The organism is Lacticaseibacillus salsurivasis, from assembly GCF_036246225.1.
Lineage (GTDB): Bacteria > Bacillota > Bacilli > Lactobacillales > Lactobacillaceae > Lacticaseibacillus > Lacticaseibacillus salsurivasis.
Genome location: NZ_BTTP01000019.1, coordinates 20,636 through 42,220, shown reverse-complemented (window position 1 = coordinate 42,220; position 21,585 = coordinate 20,636). Strand labels below are relative to the sequence as shown.

Sequence of the window (21,585 nt, the reverse complement as noted above, 5' to 3'; positions counted from 1 at the left end):
CTTCAATCACCACAATCGCTCAGCACAAAGAAACGGCCTCACCCCTGATGAATACTGGAGTGAAGCCGTTTAGAAACAGACAAAACTTTATATTATTTCATCTGTCAACTTGACAGGGCCAAGTGCAGATTCGGGCCTCTTTTTGTTTTAGTGACCCCCAAGGATAATCTGATGCTACATCAGCACGCAACCAAATCGTTACTGTTATCAAGCGGGTGGCGGCGGTGGGCGGAGCTTGGCGGGGGTCTGGCAGTGAAACGATTAGCGACCGGAAGACCGGCACGCTTTTTGTGCAGGGCTTCCCAGAGCTAATCGCGGCAGTTTTGAAGACGCACTGGAGCGCTAGCGACTGCGGCTTCAAAACTAGGTCCGAGACCGGTTTTCGGCTCGGACCGGCTGCACCGCCAGCACCCCCGGCCAAGCGGAGCCCACCGCCGCCGCCCGCGCCTGTCTCCACAAAAAAACACGACTTTGATTTCAAAGTCGTGCTTCGCCGCATTTAACTCCGGGCTTTCTTCGGTTCCAAGCGCCGCTGCACGGCGCCCAGCACGAGATCGGCGATGATGGCCATCAAGGCCGTCGGGAGCGCGCCGGCGAGGATAATGGCGCCGCCGTTGGTCGCGTTGGTGCCGCGGACGATAATGTCGCCTAGGCCGCCGGCGCCAACAAAGGCCCCAATAGCAGTGATGCCGATGGCGACCACTAAGGCATTACGGATGCCTGCCATGATAACGGACAAGGACAGCGGAATTTCCACCATGTAGAGGCGCTGGAAACTCGTCATCCCCATCCCCTTGGCCGAGTCAATCACATTGGGATCGACGCTGGCCATACCGGTGTAGGTGTTTTTGATAATCGGCAGTAGCGAGTAGAGGAATACCGTCACAATCACGGTATTCACCCCCAGGCCCAGCCCCAGCATGATAATCGACAACATCGCCAAACTCGGAATGGTCTGAATGACATTGGCGATGCCGATAATGGTGCTGGATAATTTGCGATTCCGGGCGATGAACAACCCAATCGGAATGCCGATCACAGCCGCAATCAGCACGCCGTAGATCGAAATCAGAAAATGGCGAGTGAATTGACTCAACACATAAGCGCCATTCTCGCTCATGTAGTACCAGAACTGTTGCCAGGTATTCATATCAGCCATTACTGTTCACCTCCCCGAAAATAGTTATGTTTCTCTAAGAACTCGCGGGCCACCACTGATGGCTCTTTCAGCTGATCATCCACCTGGTAATTCAAATCTTGCATGGTCTTCAGGCTGATTTTGCCATCTAGCCGGTGCAGCAATGGTTTCAGCTTCGGGTAGCGTTTCAATAGGCTGTCATTGACCACGAGCGACGCATCATATGGCGGGAAGAAGTTTTTGTCATCCTTCAGCACCGTCAAATTGTAGCTGCGAATGCGGCCATCCGTGGAATAACCCAGCACGGTCTGCATTTTGCCGGCTTCCACGGCGTCATACACCAACCCGATTTGCATCGGGTAAACACGTTTGAAATCAAAGCCATAGGCCTGGCCGAAGTCGGGATAGCCATCGCCTTTGCGGTTCATCCAGGAGCTATCCACCCCGGCATTCATGGTAGGCGCCAGCGGTTTGAGCTGACTGATGGTTTGAACATTGTGGGCCTTGGCAAATTCCTTGGTCACCATGAAGGCATAAGTATCCGCAAAGCCATAAGTCGGGTACCAAGTCTGGTGATACTTCTGCTTGAACACGCGTTTCACGATCGCGCCGGCCTTTTTTGGATCTTTTTCAACTGGCAAATTCAGCGTACCGGTCAGGTCAGTGCCGGTGTAGCGCGTCGCCGCAATATCGGCATCACCGCGAATCATCGCCTGATGGGTCACCGTCGTTGAACCGAGGTTGGACACTAGCGTGGTTGGCATGCCAGTTTCATGCGTGATGAGCTCAGCCAACATGTTGGCCATGATGCTGCTTTCCGTTGAGCTCAACGCCGCGATGCGCACGGTGCCTTTTTGCGTGCCAGCAATCCCAGGAAAGCCGCAGCCGGTCAGTAGTAGCAGGGACCCAATTAACGCGAGTGATGCTTGCCACCATCGTTTCATTGGCCCACCTCCTCACGCCCAGTGTGCGGGGTCAGCCGCTTCTCCAAGCGGCCTAAGGCATAGTCCACCAAAAGCGCCAGCAGCGTAACCGGAATGGTGCCGCCGATAATCAGATCCGGCTGGAACAAATTCAGGCCGTTGAAAATCAAATCCCCTAAGCCGCCGGCCCCGATGTAGGAGGCCAAGGTCGCCCAGGCAATCACGTACACTGCCGACAAACGAATGCCCGCCATGATGACTGGCATCGCCATGGGAATTTCCACCTGGAAAATCGACTGCAATGGGGTCATGCCCATGCCCTTCGCCGAATCCTTCAACGTTGGCGAAACGTCTTCCATACCGATATACGTGTTGCGCAAAATCGGGAGCAACGAATAAATGAACAACGCCACAATCGCTGGCACTTGCCCAATCCCAAACAAGGGAATCATCAAAGCCAGCAGGGCCAAACTCGGCACGGTTTGCAACATGCTAGCAATGGCAATCACGACTTTGGCCGTCCGCGGAAAGCGGGTCAAGGCAATGCCCAGCGGCACTGCTACCAGAATCCCTAAACCTAGGGCAATCGCTGAGATATACAACTGCTCCCAGGTTTTGACGACCAGTTCAGTACCATGCGCCGCCAAAAAGCTACTCATTGACGCCGCCTCCCTCCGCTGGTTCTTGATCGACCGGTGCCGGGTTACTTGCTTCGCCGTTGTCATTATCGCCGCCCCAAATGGTGTCATAAACCATGTCCACCAAGGACGCCCGGGTGACAATGCCGCGCAGCTTGTTGTCGGCGTCCACCACCGGCACATACTTGAGGCCGCGCTTCAGGATCCGGTCGACACTGTCACGCAGCAAAGCCGTTTCTTGCACATAGAACAATTTGGTTTGCATGATGTCGGCCACAGCGGTGGATTTTTGATACTGATGAGTCAGCGATTCCACATCGATGAAGCCCTTCAGATAGCCGTTGTCATCCACCACCAGCAAGGTATCAACCCGGTGCTTGCGCATCAGCGCGATGGCTTCCGGCAGGGACTTGCCTGGGGTGATCACGGCGGGGTTCTTGAGCATAATTGCGCCCACCGTGGTGACATCGGCCCGCGCTTGAATCAGCCGTTCTTCGCCAATCAAATCCCGGACAAATTGGTTGGCCGGGTGCTGCAGCAATTCCGCTGGGGTGGCATTTTGAATGATGTGGCCGCCGTCCATCACCACGATTTTAGTGGCGAGCTTGAGCGCCTCATCCATGTCATGGGTGACAAAGACCACCGTTTTACCGAGCTTTTCCTGCAGCGACTTCACCAGCTCCTGGAGGCTTTCACGCGTGATTGGGTCCAGCGCGCCAAAGGGTTCATCCATCAAAATCAGATCCTGATCCGCAGCCAGCGCCCGAATCACGCCGATGCGCTGCTGCTGCCCGCCAGACAGTTCGGCCGGATAACGGTCGAGATAGTCCACCGGTAGCTCCACCATTTTGATGAGGGATTCCGCCTTGGCGCGGCGCTTGGCTTCCGGCCACTTCAAGAGTTTCGGCACCAGCGTGATGTTTTCATACAGCGTCATATGCGGCATCAGGCCAATGTTCTGAATCACATAACCGATTTGCCGGCGCAATTTGACCGGATCTTTCTTGTGGATATCTTCACCATTGAATAAAATCTGGCCTCCGGTAGGCTCCAGCATGCGATTGATCATGCGCATGGTGGTGGTCTTCCCTGAACCACTGGTCCCAATCAAGCACACAAAATCGCCGCGCTCGATGGTTAAATTGATGTGTTCCACGGCCACGTTGCCACCGCGGTACACCTTGTTGACGTCCAGATATTGGACGATTGGTTGAGCAGTTGCCATTTTCCATCCTCCTTTACCTTCACGCCTCCATGATAACACACCGCCTTTGCCGGTTTTGTATCTGGACTGTTAGTGAATAGTCTGCTCACCATTATAGTGAGCGCTTTCTTATGGCGGTATAATAAGGGCATCAATGGAGTCGTTATCGTTTCCTAGCGAGGAGGGATACGTGATGGATAATTTGAAAGCAGCTTATCGTCAGCCGTATTTTTTAACCCTGTCTGACCCACCAGCCTTGCTGAATGGGCGCGGTTTAAGTGTGAACACCTTGCACGTGGCTGATCAGACCTTCCCGGATCAAGGGACCTTCGCCAAGCTGATGCGCTCGCGCGTAACCGCTACTTTGGCCGACCAGACGCTGACCATCACGGCCCGCGGCGCAGCGCCGTTAACGCTTGCTTTAACGCAGCTTGACGTGTTCCTGACCAAAATCAATATGGATAAACGCGCCCCGTGGTTGTGGACCCATGTCGCGTATGCGACTGGCCTGCATGTGCTGGCCCCAGATTACGATTTTTATCTCGCGGTCCCTGGTGGGCTAGCGGCCCAATTTCTGGTGCGGCAGCCTGGCCAGCTACCCATCGTTGATGCGTTGCACCTCGCTCAGCTGCCTGAAGCCAGCGATGAATATGCCTTTTCCAGCCAGCTGAAAGCCGAGACTTATGATCAGATGGTCGCTGGGACGCCGATTGCCTTTTTGGCCAACGACCGTCCAAGCTCGCTCCAATCGCCCCAGCTTTAACCACTTGCAGGCAGAGACGCAAAACAGCCACTTCATTGCGAAGTGGCTGTTTGCGTTCCCCCGAACTCAGCTTTAATTTGTAATTGATACTGGATCAAGCTGTTCCCCGTTGGACGCAATCACCTGGCGATACCAAGCAAACGAATCTTTCTTCAGCCGGCTGAGGTCGCCTGCGCCGGCATCGTTTTTGTTCACGTAAATGACGCCATAGCGCTTGTCCATTTGCCCGGTGCCAGCAGAAACCAAATCGATGATGCCCCAAGGCGTGTAACCGATGAGGTCCACCCCGTCTTGTTCGACTGCCAATTTCATCTGTTTGATGTGCGCCGCCAGATACTGGGTCCGATACGGATCATGCACCTGACCGTGCTCGACTGTGTCCCGCGCCCCAAAGCCGTTTTCGACAATGAATAGCGGTACGTGATAGCGGTCGGTGAACCAGTTCAGGCCGTAGCGTAGGCCGATGGGGTCGATGCCCCAGTCCCATTCCGACGTTTCAATTTTAGGGTTTTCGACGATGTGGTTGGCGCCGAGCGTCACATACGAGGCCGGCTCGTCAGCCCGCGCTGACACCGTTTCTGACCGGTAATAGGAAAAGCCAATATAGTCCACGGTGCCTTGCGCCAGCACATCCAGATCTTCCTGGGTGATATCCAGCCCAAAGTCTTGATTGCTTTGATAACATGCTAGCCAGTTTGGGTAGCGGCCGTTGACCTGGACGTCGACAAACCAGTAGTTCGCCTGCATCATGCGGGAAGCTTTAAACACATCTTGCGGCGCCGGGCTAGCCGGATACACCGGGCGCATGTTGACCATACACCCGATTTGGAAATTCGGGTTAATGCGGTGGCCAATTTGCACAGCCAAGGCACTGGCCACCAGTTCGTAGTGGCCAGCCTGGTACAGCAAGCGCTCCGCGTCTTCATCCGCTTGCGGCTTGATGCCGGAATTGGTCCACAGGTCATAGACATCGAGACTATTCTGGTTGTTGATTTCGTTGAAGGTCATCCAGTATTTCACCTTGTCGCGGTACCGGTTAAACACCACCTCGGCAAAATGGGTGAAGAACCCAATCAGCTGGCGCGACCGCCAGCCGCCATAGGCCTCAACGAGATGATACGGCATTTCAAAATGCGATAGCGTGATCACCGGCTGAATGCCTTGCGCTAGCAGCGCGTCGAACAGGTCATCATAAAACTGTAAGCCGGCCTCATTCGGCTGATCTTCATCGCCATTAGGGAAGATGCGGGTCCAGGCAATCGAGGTGCGGAAACACTTCAACCCCAATTCGCCCAGCAACTTCACGTCTTCGGGATAATGATGATAAAAATCGATTGCCGTATGGTTGGGGTAGTTTTGCCCTGGCAAGACCCCATCGGTAATCTGCCGCGGCACGCCATGCGCGCCCACGGTCATCACATCGGCAATCGACACCCCTTTGCCGCCGGCTTGCCAGGCACCTTCGAGTTGATGGGCCGCTACTGCGCCGCCCCAGAGAAAATCTTTCCGCAATCCCATAGACATAACCTCACTTTGCTTACAGTTTGATACTCTTGTCGCCTTGTTCTTCCAGCTGATACTGGTGATCCAAGGCTTTCACGAATGGATAATAAATGACCACACATAGCGCCACAGCAATCGTTTGCGTGACGGCGCCTTGCCAACCGGCTACAATAAAGCCAGAGAAGAAAAACGGCGTCGCCCATGGCGCTTGAATCCCTCGAAACATTGGCATAAAGCCGATCGACATGGCCAGGTACACCACCAGCACCGTCACAATCGGCGCCAAGGTGATTGGAATCAGCATCAGCGGATTGAAAATCACCGGCAGCCCGAAGATCAGCGGTTCGTTGATGTTGAAAATGGCCGGCACACTGGCGATTTTGGACATGGCTTTCATTCGCGAGGACCGGGCCACAATCAACATCGCAATCGCCAGGCCAATCGTGCACCCCGCCCCGCCAATCGTGGCAAACTGATCGAGCATTTGCACCGTCCCGAAGTTCCCGGTGTGGGCGGTCAACTTGCCGGCTTCAAACAAAGCTTGGTTTTTGTCGGCATTGGCATACAAAATCGGGTAAATCATGGAGTTGATGACCGTCGGATGAATCCCGAACCACCAGAGCAGCCCGTTTAACCCAGACACAATGATAATCGCGATCGGCGTGCCGATAATCCCTTGAATCGGCACTTGCAAAGCGGAGTAAATCATTTGCGGGAAGGAACCAGAAATCACGGTGCCGATGCCGTTAAGCACCAGCAGAATCACGGCGATGAAAAAGCCGGGAATTAAGGCACTAAAGGCCTTGCTGACCATTTCTGGTACGCTGTCTGGCATCTTAATCGTGATATTGCGATTCACACAGAAGCGAATCACTTCGACCGTGATGATGGAGGTAAAAATCGCGGTGATGACGCCTTGCGTCCCGGTCCAGTCGAAAGACATGACCTTTTCGACGACTTCGCCTTTCGGGCCGATGACGGTCTTAGGAATGACAATGACATAGGACACCAGCCCCAGCACCATCGCGGTGAGCTTGTCGAGGTCATATTGCTCGGCCAGCTTGTACGACATGGTGCCGGCGAACATCATCCCCATCATGTTAAACGTTGCGCGATAGGCGGGTGAAATGTAGTTCGCCCAGTTTTTCCCAAAAATGCCTGCCATGAAATCGGCGTACCCGGCAATTGGAAAATCAGTAATCAGCATAAAAATCGAGCCAATAATCGTTAATGGCATAATGGCAAAGAAGCCGGCTCGCAGGGCTTGGAAGTAGCGTTTATCAGTGACCTTGGACACTGTGGGCACTACGCTGTGCTCAACCCAAGTAGTAATTTTATCCATGCTTATTCTCCCCTTTCTTCCTCTTCAGGCTACCAAGGTGCAGTTGCTGATGTAAACGATAACGCGGACTTTGTTACAAACTCACAAAGGAATTGTTCAAAATAACGCTTTTAGCGATACTTTCTTTCACGGAGGCCCCTATGACGAATTTAATCACCACCCTTAAAAATCAATCCCAGCTCACCCGGAGCGAACAGGCCGTCGCCACTTGCATCTTAAAAGACCCAGCGGCGGTGCTGGACGCCTCAATCTATGACCTGGCAACTCAATGTCACACATCGCCGGCCACCATTACCCGCTTATGTAAAAAGTGTGCCACCAGCAACTTCCGTGACTTCAAAATTGAACTAGCGCAATGCTGCTCGCAGCTCGCCAGTGCCGGCCCTCACGTCAATGCCAACGTGCCGTTTTTGCCGACAGACAGTGATGCTGAAGTGGCTCGGAAAATTGCCAAGCTGTCCACCGAAACCATCGAGGAAACTGCTCAGGCAGTGGTGCCGGCCCAGCTGAAACAGGCCGTGGATTTGCTGCTAGGGGCCCGCACGATTTTCGGCATTGCAGTGAGCGGCAACTACATTCGTCTCCGCGACTTTCAGCTCAAACTGCTGAAAATCAATTACACGGTTAATCTGCTTGACCTGCAGGCAGAGCAATATTATCTGGCCTACCATGCCAACGAAAAAGACGTGGCGTTGATTATTTCCTACAGCGGTCGCACTGCCGAGGTGGTCAACGATGCCAAACTGTTTCGCCAAAATCACACCCCAATCATTGCCATCACCGCCGACCCGGAAAGTCCGCTAGCGCTGTACGCGCAAGTGGTGCTCACCGTGCCGATGAGCGAAACCGCCAAAATGAAAGTGTCGGATTTTTCCTCCCAAATCGCCATCAGCTATGTACTCAATACGCTTTACGCCTGCTTGTATAATCGTCACTTCGAGCGTAACTACCACGAACGCACCAGCACCCCCATCGCCCATTTCTAAGCACGCAAAAACGGCCTTCCCTCAGCGAGGAAAGGCCGTTTGCAAATGATCCTTAGAAGGCGTTAACGTCAACCTTGACCCCAGGGCCAAAGGTGGAAGTAACGGTCAAGCTTTGGATGTAAGTCCCTTTAGCAGACGCAGGGCGTGCCTTGAGGATGGTGTCGTTGAGGGCTTTGAAGTTCTCAACGAGCTTAGCATCATCAAAGGAAACCTTGCCGATTGGGGCGTGAACGATCCCAGCTTTGTCAGCGCGGTAAGCCACTTGGCCGGCCTTGACGTCGTTAACCGCTTTAGCGGTGTCCATCGTCACGGTGCCGGTCTTTGGGTTAGGCATCAAGCCCTTAGGCCCGAGGACCCGGCCCAAACGACCAACCTTCGCCATCATTGGTGGGGTAGCCACGGCAACGTCAAAGTCGAGCCAGCCGTCTTGAACCTTTTGGACCAAGTCGTCGGAGCCAACCAAGTCAGCGCCAGCTTCTTCAGCGGCCTTAGCCTGATCGCCTTCAGCGAAGACAATCACGCGTTGGGTCTTACCAGTCCCGTTTGGCAGCACGATGGCGCCACGGATCTGCTGGTCTGCTTGCTTAACGTCGATGTTCAGGTTGTAAGCAACTTCAACGGTTGCGTCGAACTTGGCAAAATCGATTTTTTTGACCAATGCCACTGCGTCATCTGGGGTGTAAGCTTTGCCAGCTTCAACCTGCTTGGCAGCGTCTTGGTACTTCTTTGCTTTCTTAGCCATTCTGGAATTTTCCTCCTTGCAAATGTGGTCAGCGGGCACTTGCCCTTCCACTTGATTCATTCAGCTTTCGCTGACAATCCGGACATGCATTAGCCTTCGACTTCGAAGCCCATGGAACGTGCTGTCCCTTCAACCATGCGCATCGCAGCTTCTACGTCTGCGGCGTTAAGGTCTTGCATCTTTGTTTCAGCAATCTGCTTCACTTGGTCCTTGGTTACCTTAGCCACCTTTTTGGTGTTAGGTTCGCCGGAGCCGTGTTCCACGCCGGCTGCCTTCTTCAGAAGAACAGCAGCTGGTGGGGTCTTGGTGATGAAGTCGAATGAACGATCTTCATACACGGTGATGACAACAGGGATCAGCATGCCATTTTGGTCTGCGGTCCGAGCGTTGAAATCCTTGGTGAAGCCCATGATGTTGATCCCAGCTTGGCCCAGTGCAGGGCCAACAGGGGGAGCTGGAGTTGCCTTCCCGCCAGGAATCTGGAGTTTAACGATGTTTGCTACTTTTTTAGCCACGAAACATAACCTCCTTAAGTCCGTGATGTGGTGATGATGGCCAGTCGATTTGGCCTCCCACGCGTATGCTCAAAACATACCTGAATAGGCTATCATGATTCAGCGCAAAACGCAATAGTTAACCAACTGGTGTGGTGAGATTTAGCGGCCGGGCCGGACAACCTCCGCGGAGAGGGGCTGGAACGTGGTGGCCAGCGCTTTGAGCCTCAAAGTGCGAGTCTCAAAGTCGCGGCTTGTTCTAAGCCGGTAGCCCACCGGCTAAGAACAATTTCACCACTGAGCCCCTCCCCGCTCCGGTTGCCCGGCCCTACAGTAGCGCTCACTTTACGATTAGTCTGACTGTAAGCTAATACTGTCTTGCCTCTGCTTATGAGTGTCTTTGAGCGTAAGCGCCATGTGCCACGCCACCTGATTACATTATTTGCCCCAGATAAATTGTTCGATGTCATGATCGACCAAGCGATTTTCATGGAGCAGGCTGTGGGCGGCACGGGGGCCACGGATGAGGACTTCGTGGTAGTCGGCCACTTGGTCTTGGGCAAGGTAGCGGATGGCGAAGCTGGAGTTGACACCGACGACGCCGTCATGGGCAGCGCCGGTGAAGAGATCGCCGGCGATGTTTAGCCAGCGCAGGTTGGCTGGCAAGGCCTGGCGGTGTGCTTGAAAGAAGTCGTAGACCGGTGCGGTTTGGCTGGGGCCGCTGGGCAGCAGTGGCCAGTTGCGGATGGCGTCGTTTTTGGCGACTTCTAGGTCGTTGTACGGGGCCGCGATGGACACCAAGGTGCGCACCGGGACCGGCGGTTGGCTGATGATGTACATCAAGGCGGTGATGCCACCCATGGAGTGCGCCACCAAGTTGATGGCAGCGAAGTCCGCCTGCTTTTGCAGCGCCACAACCACCGCTTGTAGGCCAGCCAGCTGGCGATCAGGGCGCAGGCGCTTTTGCGTAAACAGCACCTGCACCGCCACATGCGGGCCGAGTTGCAAGTGGCCGCGCAGTTGCACTCGGCCGTTGGGTTTGACGATGGCGACGACTTGTTTATCCATCACCAGGCGGCGCAGCATGTGACCGAAGGAAAAGCGGCTACCCCAATAGCCAGGCAAAAACACCGTCGGGACCTCATCCCCGACTGTCACTTGCCGGTGTTTTTGCGGGTGCCCGAGGTAATAAAAATCGGCTGCGGCAGCCAATACGGCACCGCAACCGATTAACATCAGCGCCAGCATCTTACAGCTTGTCGACCTGATCGTAATCAAGGTCGGCAGACACTTCACGTTCGAACATGTTGATGGTGGCCTTCAGCTTCATCTTGTCCGGATCATTAGCGGTAATCTTGCCTTTCATGCCAGCAAAGGCGCCGGCGATGATGGTGATGGTTTCGCCCACTTCAAAGGACAAGTTCGCATGCGTGGTGGACATCCCTAAGGAGTGCAAAATCGTGGCCACTTCATCTGGCATCAGCGGGCTTGGCTTGGAGCCGGCCCCGTGGGAACCCACGAAGCCGGTGACGCCTGGGGTGTTCCGTACCACGAACCAGGATTCGTCGGTCATGACCATTTCGACCAAGACGTAGCCAGGGAAGGTCTTTTCCATTTTGACCTTATCTTTGCCGTCCTTAACGTCGTGTTCCTCTTCTTCAGGCACGATGACACGGAAAATGTAATCGTCCATGTTCATTGAAGAAACTCGAGATTCGAGGTTCGTCTTGACCTTGTTTTCGTAACCAGAATAGGTGTGCAGCACGTACCAAAGCTTTTCAGCTGATTCAACCATGTTTGTTCTCCTTTAATGAATGTCTTGGCTAAAGCGCAAATAAAAAACCGTTGCCCGAGGGCCGCGGTTTTTTCGCTGACATCAGTATACGCCATGCCAGCGGTGAATTTCAACTTTAGAACACAAATGCTTTGAGCAAAAGCAGGATGACCCAATCGGCCAGCGCAAAATACGCGGCGAAGATCAAGGAAGTGATGATAACCGTCGTGGTGTCGCGCCGGGTTTCCTTGGCGGTTGGCCATGTGACTAAGGTCATTTCATGAATAACACTCTTGATAAACTTCATCTAGCTCGCCTCCTACTTAGTTTCGCGGTGCTCAGTGACGCGCCCGCAATATTTACAATACTTGTTTAATGTTAGGCGTTCAGTGCGGCGTGGGTTCTCCGGCACAAAATAATTCCGGCGGCCACACACGCTGCACGCCAGCGCAACTTTTTTAACTGACATGTTCGCCCTCCATTCGCTCTCAACAGCTTATCAGAAAACCCCGGGCCATGCAAGGTTTAGCCCAATAGCCACGATGAGCAAAATCGTCTCGGTGCCTGATGTCAGTAGCATATTCGCCACTGCAGTGTTGAAGGTTTTTTCTTTGTCCTGCACGGCTTCAAAGCGCTGAATATTTTTGCGCACTCGCGGCCACATCAGCAGCACCAGCAGCACGAGCCATGGCAAAAAACGCAGACCCACCGCCAAGACGATCAGGATATAGGCACTGGCTGGCAGCCAGGGGTAAATGCGCAGCGCCCGCTTTTTGCCCAGGTAATAAGGTAAGGTGTAGCGCTGGTTGCGCTGATCTTGGGCCAGGTCACAGATATTATCCGCAAACATTAACGTGCCATCCAAAATCACAATCGGCAGCGCCACTAAAAACACCGTGAGGATGACAGGCAGGTTGCCACTGAGGCTAAAGTGATTGCCCGTGAAGCCGAGCATGATGGGCTGCGGCACGATATTGACAAACAAAGCGATGAACACCGTGCCAAACCCTTCCACCATCCCGGCCAGCACTTCGCCGGAAGGAATGCGCGACAGCGGCACCGGTCCATAGGTGTAGAAAATCGCCACGAATATCGCGGCGCCGCCGATCAGCAGCAGGCTTAAATTCGTGCGCCACACCAAGATCAGGCCGGCGCCAACCGCAATGGCCAAGAAGACCCGCATCAGCGCCAGAATGCGGTGCGGCGCTAGGTGCTCGCGGCCGAGAATGTTTTGGGTCTGGCGATAGTGCTCATCTTTGGCCTTATAAAAGTCCTGCACGTTGTTAAATCCTGTGACAAACAAGGCAATACTCATTTGCCCAATGAAATAGATCAGGGTGTTGAGCCAGTTGAACTGGTGGAAGCCATACCAGGCATACGCCACGCCAAACGCAAACGGCAAAAAACTGCCAAGTTTAGCTGGCAGGCGAATGAGTTCAATGAACAGCGGCCAAGTTAACTTGCGATAAGGTGCCTCCGTCATCGGCTCACCCCCCAGCTCACCAACAGGCCTACAATCAACGCCCCATTTTCCGCAACCAGCGTCTTAATCGCATTGGGGAAAGTCAGCCGTTTATCGGGCTTGGCGACGAACTGCGCGCTTTGACGCCACACTAATGGCAATGCCAGCAAGCCGATCAATACCGGCCAAGGCAACAGTCCAAGCACGACCAGCAGCACTTCCGCGGCAAACCCCACCAGCGCCAAACTCCAATACAGGCGGCCGCTGGCGGCGCGGCTCAAATACATCGGCAACGTCAGGCGGTGATTGGCCACATCCTGCTCATAATCTGACAGGTTGTTGGCCAGCATAATATTGGCAATCGTGCCCATCGGTGCCACGCACACCAAACCTAGCGCCAGCAGCGCCCGCCAGTCGCCGGTCAAAGCCAGCTGGGGCCAGGCCAGCTGCAGGTCCAACAATTTCGCCGTGTCCACATTGACGTACACCGCAATTAACGGAATGCCCAGGCCCATGGTGACGCCAGAGAAGACCTCCCCCAGCGGCAAGCGCGACAGGGGCAGCGGTCCGAAGGTATAGAAAATGCCAATCACAAAGCACGCCGCCCCAATCACTAGCAGGAGCCAGCCGGTACGCCAGACCAAAATCAGGCCCAACCCAGTGGCCACAGCCAGCAAGGTGATAATCAAAGTCTGCACGGTTTGTACCTTGAGCTTGGCGGTGCCAATGATATTGACGTTCGCTTTGTAGTGCTGATCCTTAGCTTTTTGGTAATCCATCAAGTTATTCAGCGCCGTGGTCATCATGTCGAACAGTAGCATCGCCACGAAAAACAGCACCGTGTTCAGCCCATTCAACTGGTGAAAGTAGGCCAGGGTGAACGCGATGCCGATTGCAAACGGCAAAATACTGGCAAGTTTGGTGCGTGCTTCAACTAAATCCAAGAAAACGGCCAATGACATTGGTCCCGGACTCCCCCTTTTGGTGGCTACTTCAGCGTGGCCAGTTTGTACCCAGTATCAGGAATGAGCTCAAAGGTCTTCTTCAAGCCGCTGGAAACATAAACCTTTTTATCTTTGGTGATGAAAATGGCTTCAGCATCCTTTTGCTTTTCGATGAAGGCCATGCCGTCCTTGAGTCCTTTATCGAAGGTCGCCGTGGAAAGAGCATCCCCATCGACGGACTTCTTGGTGATAATGGACACCCCGGCCAGGTTGTTTTCGAACGGATAGCCAGTTTTGGGATTCATCAAATGCGAGTAGTTGTGGCCATCGACTACCAAATGCCGCTCGTAAATACCACTGGTGACAACCGTGATGTTCGAAGCCGGCACGGTGCCGATGGAGGTGCCGCGACTCGCCTTAGGATCTTGAATGCCCACGGTCCACGGCCGGTTCTTGGCTTTCGGACTGTGGCCCATCACGAAGATATTGCCACCGAGGTCGATAATGGCCGTGTTGACGCCGTCTTTTTTGAAGACTTTCACCACTTCATCGGCGATGAAGCCCTTGGCGATGCCGCCCAGATCCAGCTGCATGCCTTTTTGCTTCAGATAAACGGTTTGCTGCTTGTCATTCAAAACGACATCTTGGTAATGCACCAGCGGCAGCACCGCATCGATTTCGCTTTGCGCCGGTTTGCGGGCATCAGAGAAGCCAATGTGCCACAGCTGCGTGACCGGTCCGATGGCTAGGTCAAAGCTGCCATTGGACCGTTCACTGTAGGCCTTGGCGTACTTGATCAAAGCATACACGGATTTGGTCACTTTGACCGGCTTGATGCCTGCCTGCTTGTTGACCGCGTCCACTTCCGAGCCTTTTTGATTGACGGTAATTTCTTTGGCCAGCTGTTTGATCCGGGCAAATCCATCGTCTAAGGCACTTTCCTTACCCTTGTTATACACACTCAAATTGACCACAGTCCCCATCAAAAACTGCGTATCCTTATATGGGGTCTGGATCACCGGCGCCGCTTTTGGCTTTGCCTGCTGCTTGCAGGCGGCTAGTGGCAGCGCCAGTGCGATCAGCGCGGTGAGCGCGATCAGCCATTTCTTCATCTTCTTCAACTCGCTTTCGCTTCTTATTATACTGACTGGCGCCAATAAAAAAAGCAGCATCCGCAGGGATACTGCTTTCAGACATCGCGCCGAAATTATTCAGCGTAAACGATGTTGGACACCTTGATTGGTGTGGTGTTGCCAGCCTGAGCAGCGTTGATCAGCTGTTCAGCATACAGGATGAAGGAGTCGGAACTGTGCGTCGCACCGGACACAACGTCAACCTTGGCTGGTTCTTGGTTCTTAACCAAAGAAGCGTTCAGCTTTTCGGTGTATTCCTTAGGACCTACGCCGTTGACCTTCTTCATGCTCTTTTCGTATTCAGCATCGTTGCTCTTGGACTTGCCGTTCTTGTCCACGTTGTCGTACTTGCTTTCGGTGATCTTGCCACCGGCAACGGTGATGGAGAAGACAGTGCGGTAGCCGTGGGAGTAGTTTTCTTCTTCCAGGGTGTAGGTGCCGTCTTTCATCTTCTGGCCGTTTTGGATGGTGATCTTATCGGTCTTGCCAGCCTGCGCTGCTTGGACCAGTTGGGCTGCGTAGTTCTTGAAGCTCAAACTGGAGTCAGTCGCACCAGAAACAACGTCGATGGCGCCAACGTTGGCCCCATTCTTGGTGAAGGACTTGTTCAGTTCTGGGATGTATTCCTTAGGCCCAACGCCACTTTGCTTCTTCATGGTCTTTTCGTAGTCAGCGTCTTGGGTCTTGGACTTGCCGTCTTTGTCGACATAGTCATAGGTGGTCTTGGTGATCTTGCCCCCGGCAACAGTCATGCTCATTTCCACTTTATAACCATGGGAGTAGTCAGCTTCTTCCAAGCTGTAGTCGCCGTCTTGAAGGGCGGCACCGGCAGTTTGCTTTTGTTCCTTAGCGCTGCTAGATGACTTCTTAGCCACCTTGGAACTCTTGGTCTTGCTGCTGGAGCTGTCCTTGTCTGAGCTGTTGCTGCCACAAGCAGCAAGGGTCAAGGCGGACAATGCAATGATGGACACGCTGGTCAGTGTTTTGGTTAACTTCATATCGAATTACCCCTTTTTACCTCATATTGGCGAACTTTGTGTTACATTTCACACAAACTAAGTCTAAACAGCCCATCGGAAAAATGCAACTAAAACCGAACAATTCTGAGCGCTTTCTCATTTTATTGATGACGCTTTCATTGCTACAAAAAGGGAACTTGTTCCTTTTGCGGCAAACTCTGGGGAACACATTTTTGGGGTTCGTGAAATCGTGGACAATTACTGTACTAAAAAGGTATAATTGGTGTTGCATTGAACAAGCTTTTGGCATTATTCAAAATTAAGGAGTGTTACCATGGCGCAGAAGAATATCGTTATTGTTGGCGCCGGCTTCGCGGGGGTCTACGCCACCAAGCGGCTTGCCAAACATTTTAAACACGATAAAGACGTGACGATCACCTTGATTGACCGTCATTCCTACTTTACCTATATGACAGAGTTACATGAAGTGGCGGCGGATCGCGTCCCTCAAGCTGCGATTCAATACGACTTGCAGCGGCTGTTCTGCCGGCGCAAGAACGTGAAGCTGGTCACTGACACGGTCACCACGATTGACCGCGAGAAGAAAGAAGTCAAAACCAAGCATGGCGCGTATCCTTACGATTACGTGATGCTCGGCATTGGCTCTGAACCAAATGACTTTGGCACCCCTGGCGTCAAAGAACATGGCTTCACTTTGGGCTCATGGGAACAGGCCATCGCCTTGAAGCAGCATGTTGAGGACGTGGTGCGCCGCGGCGCTGAAGAACACGACCCAGCTAAGCGCAAGGCGCTGCTCTCCATCGTGGTGGTTGGTTCTGGCTTTACCGGGACCGAAACTATTGGCGAATTGCGCGACTGGCGCGATAGCCTGGCCAAGGAATACAAGCTGGATCCTGAAGAGATTACCTTTGCTTTGATGGAAATGGCGCCGACCATCATGAACATGCTGGATCGCTCCGATGCTGACAAGGCGGAGCGTTACATGCTCAAGCGTGGCATCAAGGTCATGAAGAACACTGGCGTGGTTGGCGTTCACGAAGACCATGTTGACCTGAAAGATGGTAGCACCTATCCAACCGCCACCTTGATTTGGACCGCTGGCGTTAAAGCCACCGACCAAGCGGCTAACTTCGGTTTGACCCAGGCGCGCGCTGGCCGCATCGTGGTCAACAGCCACATGCAGTCGCAAGATGACCCTGCGATTTATGTCGTTGGGGACGTTTCGTTCTTCGCTGGTAACTCCAATCGCGGTGAACCCCAAATCGTGCAAGGCGCTGAAGCCAGTGCCAAGACTGCCCTGCTCAACATCGAAAACCAAGTCGCTGGCAAAGCGGCAGATGTTGACTACAAGGCGTCCTATTCTGGCTTCATGGTTTCGTTGGGCTCCCGCTACGGCGTGGCCAACATCATGGGCTGGCTGCACCTGTCCGGGTTCTTCGCCATGTTGATGAAGCACCTGGTCAACATGCTTTACTTCTTGCAGACCTACTCTGGCTATTATTTCTTCCAGTACTTGATGCACGAGTTCTTCCGCACCCATGACGACCGCAACCTGATGCGCGGTCACATTTCTCGCCAAGGTAATGTCCTGTGGGCTGTGCCAGCGCGGATTTTCTTGGGTCTGATGTGGTTGGTGGACTGTGCCGGCAAGATTTCTGGTAAGGAATCCTGGTTCATCGACAAGCTACGCCTACCATTTGACTGGTTGCAACCAGCTACGACCAGTGGTGCTTCCGCTGCTGGAGCTGACGCTACCAGCGCCGCTTCTGGCGCCGGCGCTGATGCCGTTGCCACCACGGCCAAAGCCGTGAAGTCCGTCTTCTCCCTTTCCTATCAATACGGCAAGGAACCGATGATGGTGTTTGAAAAGATGCCAAACTGGATGTACAGCATCACCAAAGCCATGATTCCGAACCAAGACGTGGCCTTCTTCATGCAAAAGACCATGACCGTCATTGAAATTCTGATTGGGTTGGCGCTGGTCGCTGGGCTCTTCACCTGGCTCAGCGGTGCGACTTCAGTGATGTTCACCGCCATCTTCTGTCTGTCTGGCATGTTCTACTGGGTCAACATCTGGATGATCCCGATGGCCATTGCCGTGATGAATGGTTCCGGCCGGGCCTTTGGGCTTGATAAGTGGGTTGTCCCTTACCTGCAGAAGACCTTCGGCAAGTGGTGGTACGGAAAACCAAAAGCGTTATATGGCAGTGATGTAGCCAAATAGCAACATTGCTTGCTTAAGGGGTTCTGGGGTAGACTTGACCCCGGAACTCTTTTTTATGCCAAACCCTCAAGTCAGAAAGGAGGCACAGCATGGCGAAATCAAATAAGTATTTAAAAATGATCCGGCCCTGGGACGTCATCATCGTTCTAGCGCTCATGCTGGCTTCCTTCATCCCTTACGTGGTCTTTGCCCGCCAGCAGGCGAAGGCGCAAGCGGCTGACCAAGTCCTGACTGCGGTGGTCACCCATGATGGCAAAGAGGTTTATCATATCCAACTCACTGGCCATCATGGCGTCAGCAAATTTCGCTTCAAAAATGGCAATGAGTACAATGAAGTCGTTGCCACCAATGAGCAAATTGAAATCAGCGATGCCGACTGCCCGGATCAGCTGTGCGTCAAAAAAGGCAAGATTGAACGGGCCGGCCAAACCATTGTCTGCTTGCCTCACAAGCTCCTGGTTGAAATCAAGTCCAGCAAGGCGGCCAACACCGGCGCCGGCGGGATGGTGACTGAATGAGGCGCGCTTATCGCCCAGAGCGAACGCGGCAGGTGATTTACATTGCTCTGCTTTGTGCCCAAGGGGTGATCATCGGCTTGCTGGAGCGGATGATTCCCTTTCCTTTCGCGTTTGCCCCTGGCGCCAAGCTCGGCTTGGCCAACCTGATTACGATTGTGTCGCTGTACACGATGTCCGTATCTGACAGTTTCTTATTGATGTTGCTACGGCTTCTGCTTACCACCCTGCTGGGCGGGACGCTGTCGACTTTCATGTACAGCGGCGCCGGCGCCTTGCTGAGTTGGTGCGGCATGTTGCTCCTCAAACAGCTCGGTGAAAAGCGCATCAGCATGATTGGTCTTTCTGCGGCCGGTGGGATTTTGCACAACGTCGGGCAGCTGCTAGTGGCCAGCCTGATTGCGCAAAGTTGGACTGTGATGTTGTACTTGCCGGTGCTAGCGTTCATGGGGATTTTATCGGGAATTGCGGTTGGTGTGGCGGCCAATTTTCTATTCGAACACATCGATACCCTCAAGCGCTTGCGCTTTGATCATCAGAAACGCCCGAAGAAGGAGTTATCAAAATCATGAAGATACACCCAATGTGGGCGGCTTACCCCACGCTAGCACCGGAATTGAGCGCGACTTTGCAGCTGATCGAAGATGAAGTGCATCCCGACAATAAGCCAGTCGCCGAAGCCTTGGTGCGCATGATCAACAGCGGCGGCAAGCTGCTGCGGCCTGCTTACTGCCTGCTGTTTTCCCAGTTCAAAACCGTTGACCGGCAGAAAATGATTGCTTTGGCGGCGGCGATTGAAACGCTGCACACTGCCACCTTGGTGCATGACGACATTGTGGACAAAGCGGCCACCCGGCGCAATGAACCTACCATTGCCGCCCAATTCGGCAATGATGTGGCGGTTTACGCCGGCGACTATCTGTTTGTGGTCTGCTTTAAGCTGATTGCGCATTACGCCAGCGACCTCCGCTCTGTGCAGCAAGATTCGCTCAGCATGGAACGGATTTTGAACGGTGAAATGGCCCAGATGGCTCGCCGCTACAATGTTGACATGACCATTGACGACTACCTGCACCAGGTCACCGGCAAAACTGGCCAGCTGTTCGCTTTGGCAGCCTTCATCGGCGCCTATGAAAGCGGGCAGTCGCTGCGGTTCGCCAAGAAGACCGAGGCGATTGGCCTGAACATCGGCATCGCCTTTCAGCTGTTAGACGATATTCTCGACTACACCGCTACCGCTTCGACCATGGGCAAGCCCGTGCACGAAGACATGCGCCAAGGTGTCTACTCCGCGCCGCTGGTGCTCGCCATGAGCCAAAATCGCCAAGCGTTTACCCCGCTGTTAGCCAAGCGAGATGCCATGAGTAATGAAGACGTCGCCGCTGTGCTGGCCTTGATCCAGCAATATGACGGCGTGGCCAAAGCGCGCGCTTTAGCAGCAGATTACACCGCGAAAGCGCAGGCACAGCTAGCGACCTTGCCGGATTTACCGGCGCGCGCCTTGCTGATTCAGCTCACTGAGTCGCTGCTGACCCGGAAACAGTAAAATGAACACCATACTGAAATAGCCCACCTTTGACGTCACAGTCAAGGGTGGGCTATTTGTGTTAGGTACAGGCTGACATGCGGCAGAAAGGCTAATCATCCGGCTAAGACCGGCTTACCTCCACAGCCTTTCCTTAGTTGCGCTGCGGTAAGCCAACGCCGGAGTGATTAGCTACGCTCGCGGCCTCGCCGCCAAGAGCGGGCGGCAATACCGCGAGCTAGGCTAATCATCCGGCTAAGAACGGCTTACCTCCACAACCTTTCTAGTCGCGCTGCGCATGGCCAACGCCGGAGTGGCTAGCTACGCTTCAGGCCTCGCCGCCAAAAATCGGCGGCAATGCCTGAAGCTAGGCTACCCATCCGGCTAAGAGCGGCCATGCTCCGCTGCCTTTCCTTAGTTGCGCTGCGAAGGGCCAACGCTCGAGCAAATAGCTACGCACTATGCCTCGCCGCTACAAACCAGCGGCAATGCCTAGTGCTAGGCTATTCGTCGAGCTAAGAACGGCCCTTCTCCGCTACCTCCTCTAATACAATTGTTCTTTCAAATAGCTGCCAAACTTGGCGCGGGTGCGTTCGACGGCGCGGCGGTCGGGTTTGGGGGTAGTTTGATCGAACTGGGCGATGAGGCCGGCGCGTTCAAGGTCAGAGAGGCTGGCGATGAAATGGGCGAGTTCGGCGCGGATGAAGAGATTTTCCTCGATGCGATAACTGACCGTACCTTCACCAAAGGTCGTGGGAATGGGGTCGGGAATAATAATAGCGTTGGCATCGGCCATGCGTTTTTGCGCCAGCCGATTGCGAAGCAAGGAATTAATGTGTGATACCAGCACCATGCGGTAAAACGAACCAAAGCGGGAGCCGCTGCTGCCATCATAACGGCGCACCGCATTCAGCATCGCAATCCGGGCTTCTTGCAACCAGTCATCATAGGTGAAATCACGAATGTAATACGCTTTGACGGTTTTCAGTACCAGCGGCAGATATTGATTGAATAAAGTCGCAAAGGCTTGAGAATCAGTGCGTGCCCGCTGGATCAAGCTGAGTTCATCCTCAGTCATTGCCCCTCCTTTGCGGCGGGCTAAGTCTATGGCGGTAGTGTAGCAGGAAACTTTTTTTCTGCCTAGCGAACAGGTGTTGGCGGGAATTTGTGGCGTCGTACACATTGAGCCTAAAACTGGACAAATCGCGTCATTCCGTGTTTTTCTTAGCATATTCACATTTTCATCAAATTTATCTCTTAGAATAGCAATAGTCTTAAATTTCAGAAACGGAGAT

At 53.7% G+C, this 21,585-nt stretch carries 23 protein-coding genes; 6 read left to right on the top strand and 17 right to left on the bottom strand.

From position 1 onward, the window contains the following. Positions 1–499: 499 nt before the first annotated feature. Genes AAA927_RS11140 through AAA927_RS11125 form a run of 4 tightly spaced genes read right to left on the bottom strand, consistent with a single transcriptional unit; the run spans position 500 to position 3,924 of the window. On the bottom strand, positions 500–1,159 hold the full coding sequence (locus AAA927_RS11140; protein WP_338217896.1) for an ABC transporter permease: 660 nt from the start codon (positions 1,157–1,159) through the stop codon (positions 500–502). Continuing rightward, a complete protein-coding gene (locus AAA927_RS11135; protein ID WP_338217895.1) occupies positions 1,159–2,082 on the bottom strand; it encodes an osmoprotectant ABC transporter substrate-binding protein in 924 nt (307 codons plus the stop codon). The genes AAA927_RS11140 and AAA927_RS11135 overlap by 1 nt, the downstream gene beginning before the upstream one ends. Next, the gene (locus AAA927_RS11130) at positions 2,079–2,720 is read right to left on the bottom strand and encodes an ABC transporter permease (protein WP_125579865.1); all 642 of its coding nucleotides are present in this window, start codon (positions 2,718–2,720) and stop codon (positions 2,079–2,081) included. Before AAA927_RS11130 ends, AAA927_RS11135 begins: the two co-directional genes overlap by 4 nt. Beyond that, entirely contained in the window at positions 2,713–3,924 is a 1,212-nt protein-coding gene (locus AAA927_RS11125) for a betaine/proline/choline family ABC transporter ATP-binding protein (protein WP_338217894.1), read from the bottom strand. Before AAA927_RS11125 ends, AAA927_RS11130 begins: the two co-directional genes overlap by 8 nt. Before the next feature lie 172 nt (positions 3,925–4,096). On the opposite strand from AAA927_RS11125, the gene AAA927_RS11120 reads away from it, so the two are divergent. Further along, positions 4,097–4,666, top strand: a complete 570-nt coding sequence (locus tag AAA927_RS11120; protein WP_338217893.1) for a hypothetical protein — start codon at positions 4,097–4,099, stop codon at positions 4,664–4,666. Between the two features lie 72 nt (positions 4,667–4,738). On the opposite strand, the gene AAA927_RS11115 is transcribed toward AAA927_RS11120, so the two are convergent. Both AAA927_RS11115 and AAA927_RS11110 read right to left on the bottom strand, forming a co-directional pair. After that, complete coding sequence (locus AAA927_RS11115; protein ID WP_338217892.1) at positions 4,739–6,184, bottom strand: 6-phospho-beta-glucosidase; 1,446 nt, start codon at positions 6,182–6,184, stop codon at positions 4,739–4,741. Positions 6,185–6,203: 19 nt separating this feature from the next. Further along, positions 6,204–7,511: a PTS sugar transporter subunit IIC gene (locus tag AAA927_RS11110; RefSeq protein ID WP_338217891.1), complete on the bottom strand. Its 1,308-nt coding sequence runs from the start codon at positions 7,509–7,511 to the stop codon at positions 6,204–6,206. A 140-nt stretch (positions 7,512–7,651) separates the two neighbouring features. Here AAA927_RS11110 and AAA927_RS11105 point away from each other — a divergent pair, with 140 nt between their 5' ends. Beyond that, positions 7,652–8,497, top strand: coding sequence for a MurR/RpiR family transcriptional regulator (locus AAA927_RS11105; RefSeq protein ID WP_338217890.1), 846 nt, complete (start codon positions 7,652–7,654; stop codon positions 8,495–8,497). Between the two features lie 52 nt (positions 8,498–8,549). Here AAA927_RS11105 and rplA read toward each other — a convergent pair whose 3' ends face one another. The 10 genes from rplA to pplA all read right to left on the bottom strand — a co-directional run bounded on the left by rplA (position 8,550) and on the right by pplA (position 16,044). Next, positions 8,550–9,239 (bottom strand): 50S ribosomal protein L1, encoded by a 690-nt coding sequence (rplA, locus tag AAA927_RS11100; protein ID WP_338217889.1) that lies wholly within the window; start codon positions 9,237–9,239, stop codon positions 8,550–8,552. Between the two features lie 89 nt (positions 9,240–9,328). Next, complete coding sequence (rplK, locus tag AAA927_RS11095) at positions 9,329–9,754, bottom strand: 50S ribosomal protein L11 (protein ID WP_125579879.1); 426 nt, start codon at positions 9,752–9,754, stop codon at positions 9,329–9,331. 417 nt (positions 9,755–10,171) lie between these two features. Further along, positions 10,172–10,969, bottom strand: coding sequence for an alpha/beta fold hydrolase (locus AAA927_RS11090; RefSeq protein WP_338217888.1), 798 nt, complete (start codon positions 10,967–10,969; stop codon positions 10,172–10,174). Positions 10,970–10,982: 13 nt separating this feature from the next. Then, positions 10,983–11,528, bottom strand: a complete 546-nt coding sequence (gene nusG, locus AAA927_RS11085; protein ID WP_125579883.1) for a transcription termination/antitermination protein NusG — start codon at positions 11,526–11,528, stop codon at positions 10,983–10,985. Between the two features lie 115 nt (positions 11,529–11,643). After that, positions 11,644–11,814: a preprotein translocase subunit SecE gene (gene secE / locus AAA927_RS11080; RefSeq protein WP_125579885.1), complete on the bottom strand. Its 171-nt coding sequence runs from the start codon at positions 11,812–11,814 to the stop codon at positions 11,644–11,646. Positions 11,815–11,826: 12 nt separating this feature from the next. After that, entirely contained in the window at positions 11,827–11,976 is a 150-nt protein-coding gene (gene rpmG, locus AAA927_RS11075) for a 50S ribosomal protein L33 (protein ID WP_125579887.1), read from the bottom strand. Positions 11,977–12,006: 30 nt separating this feature from the next. Beyond that, a complete protein-coding gene (locus AAA927_RS11070; RefSeq protein ID WP_338217887.1) occupies positions 12,007–12,990 on the bottom strand; it encodes a UbiA family prenyltransferase in 984 nt (327 codons plus the stop codon). Then, positions 12,987–13,931, bottom strand: a complete 945-nt coding sequence (locus AAA927_RS11065; RefSeq protein WP_338217886.1) for a 1,4-dihydroxy-2-naphthoate polyprenyltransferase — start codon at positions 13,929–13,931, stop codon at positions 12,987–12,989. Before AAA927_RS11065 ends, AAA927_RS11070 begins: the two co-directional genes overlap by 4 nt. A 26-nt stretch (positions 13,932–13,957) precedes the next feature. Next, positions 13,958–15,025, bottom strand: coding sequence for an FAD:protein FMN transferase (locus AAA927_RS11060; RefSeq protein WP_338217884.1), 1,068 nt, complete (start codon positions 15,023–15,025; stop codon positions 13,958–13,960). Positions 15,026–15,120: 95 nt separating this feature from the next. Then, the gene (pplA, locus tag AAA927_RS11055; RefSeq protein ID WP_338217883.1) at positions 15,121–16,044 is read right to left on the bottom strand and encodes an extracellular electron transfer flavoprotein PplA; all 924 of its coding nucleotides are present in this window, start codon (positions 16,042–16,044) and stop codon (positions 15,121–15,123) included. Positions 16,045–16,339: 295 nt separating this feature from the next. On the opposite strand from pplA, the gene AAA927_RS11050 reads away from it, so the two are divergent. The 4 genes from AAA927_RS11050 (at position 16,340) to AAA927_RS11035 (ending at position 20,311) form a co-directional block, all read left to right on the top strand. Next, entirely contained in the window at positions 16,340–18,250 is a 1,911-nt protein-coding gene (locus AAA927_RS11050; protein ID WP_338217882.1) for an FAD-dependent oxidoreductase, read from the top strand. 89 nt (positions 18,251–18,339) lie between these two features. Beyond that, positions 18,340–18,768 (top strand): NusG domain II-containing protein, encoded by a 429-nt coding sequence (locus AAA927_RS11045; protein ID WP_204119583.1) that lies wholly within the window; start codon positions 18,340–18,342, stop codon positions 18,766–18,768. Next, positions 18,765–19,337, top strand: a complete 573-nt coding sequence (locus AAA927_RS11040; protein WP_125579901.1) for a Gx transporter family protein — start codon at positions 18,765–18,767, stop codon at positions 19,335–19,337. The genes AAA927_RS11045 and AAA927_RS11040 overlap by 4 nt, the downstream gene beginning before the upstream one ends. Further along, the gene (locus AAA927_RS11035) at positions 19,334–20,311 is read left to right on the top strand and encodes a polyprenyl synthetase family protein (protein WP_338217881.1); all 978 of its coding nucleotides are present in this window, start codon (positions 19,334–19,336) and stop codon (positions 20,309–20,311) included. The genes AAA927_RS11040 and AAA927_RS11035 overlap by 4 nt, the downstream gene beginning before the upstream one ends. A gap of 523 nt (positions 20,312–20,834) precedes the next feature. Here the strand turns inward: AAA927_RS11035 and AAA927_RS11030 are convergent. Then, positions 20,835–21,368, bottom strand: coding sequence for a sigma-70 family RNA polymerase sigma factor (locus AAA927_RS11030; protein ID WP_338217880.1), 534 nt, complete (start codon positions 21,366–21,368; stop codon positions 20,835–20,837). Between the last annotated feature and the right edge of the window lie 217 nt (positions 21,369–21,585).

What these genes read in the sequence shown, in the direction of transcription:
- AAA927_RS11140 (WP_338217896.1), bottom strand. Translation starts at nt 1,159, where the DNA reads ATGGCTGATATGAATACCTGGCAACAGTTCTGGTACTACATGAGCGAG.
- nusG (WP_125579883.1), bottom strand. Translation starts at nt 11,528, where the DNA reads ATGGTTGAATCAGCTGAAAAGCTTTGGTACGTGCTGCACACCTATTCT.
- AAA927_RS11115 (WP_338217892.1), bottom strand. Translation starts at nt 6,184, where the DNA reads ATGGGATTGCGGAAAGATTTTCTCTGGGGCGGCGCAGTAGCGGCCCAT.
- AAA927_RS11060 (WP_338217884.1), bottom strand. Translation starts at nt 15,025, where the DNA reads ATGAAGAAATGGCTGATCGCGCTCACCGCGCTGATCGCACTGGCGCTG.
- AAA927_RS11065 (WP_338217886.1), bottom strand. Translation starts at nt 13,931, where the DNA reads ATGTCATTGGCCGTTTTCTTGGATTTAGTTGAAGCACGCACCAAACTT.
- rpmG (WP_125579887.1), bottom strand. Translation starts at nt 11,976, where the DNA reads ATGTCAGTTAAAAAAGTTGCGCTGGCGTGCAGCGTGTGTGGCCGCCGG.
- AAA927_RS11030 (WP_338217880.1), bottom strand. Translation starts at nt 21,368, where the DNA reads ATGACTGAGGATGAACTCAGCTTGATCCAGCGGGCACGCACTGATTCT.
- AAA927_RS11105 (WP_338217890.1), top strand. Translation starts at nt 7,652, where the DNA reads ATGACGAATTTAATCACCACCCTTAAAAATCAATCCCAGCTCACCCGG.
- AAA927_RS11135 (WP_338217895.1), bottom strand. Translation starts at nt 2,082, where the DNA reads ATGAAACGATGGTGGCAAGCATCACTCGCGTTAATTGGGTCCCTGCTA.
- rplA (WP_338217889.1), bottom strand. Translation starts at nt 9,239, where the DNA reads ATGGCTAAGAAAGCAAAGAAGTACCAAGACGCTGCCAAGCAGGTTGAA.
- AAA927_RS11090 (WP_338217888.1), bottom strand. Translation starts at nt 10,969, where the DNA reads ATGTTAATCGGTTGCGGTGCCGTATTGGCTGCCGCAGCCGATTTTTAT.
- AAA927_RS11120 (WP_338217893.1), top strand. Translation starts at nt 4,097, where the DNA reads ATGGATAATTTGAAAGCAGCTTATCGTCAGCCGTATTTTTTAACCCTG.
- pplA (WP_338217883.1), bottom strand. Translation starts at nt 16,044, where the DNA reads ATGAAGTTAACCAAAACACTGACCAGCGTGTCCATCATTGCATTGTCC.
- AAA927_RS11050 (WP_338217882.1), top strand. Translation starts at nt 16,340, where the DNA reads ATGGCGCAGAAGAATATCGTTATTGTTGGCGCCGGCTTCGCGGGGGTC.
- AAA927_RS11040 (WP_125579901.1), top strand. Translation starts at nt 18,765, where the DNA reads ATGAGGCGCGCTTATCGCCCAGAGCGAACGCGGCAGGTGATTTACATT.
- AAA927_RS11070 (WP_338217887.1), bottom strand. Translation starts at nt 12,990, where the DNA reads ATGACGGAGGCACCTTATCGCAAGTTAACTTGGCCGCTGTTCATTGAA.
- AAA927_RS11045 (WP_204119583.1), top strand. Translation starts at nt 18,340, where the DNA reads ATGGCGAAATCAAATAAGTATTTAAAAATGATCCGGCCCTGGGACGTC.
- AAA927_RS11130 (WP_125579865.1), bottom strand. Translation starts at nt 2,720, where the DNA reads ATGAGTAGCTTTTTGGCGGCGCATGGTACTGAACTGGTCGTCAAAACC.
- secE (WP_125579885.1), bottom strand. Translation starts at nt 11,814, where the DNA reads ATGAAGTTTATCAAGAGTGTTATTCATGAAATGACCTTAGTCACATGG.
- AAA927_RS11035 (WP_338217881.1), top strand. Translation starts at nt 19,334, where the DNA reads ATGAAGATACACCCAATGTGGGCGGCTTACCCCACGCTAGCACCGGAA.
- AAA927_RS11110 (WP_338217891.1), bottom strand. Translation starts at nt 7,511, where the DNA reads ATGGATAAAATTACTACTTGGGTTGAGCACAGCGTAGTGCCCACAGTG.
- AAA927_RS11125 (WP_338217894.1), bottom strand. Translation starts at nt 3,924, where the DNA reads ATGGCAACTGCTCAACCAATCGTCCAATATCTGGACGTCAACAAGGTG.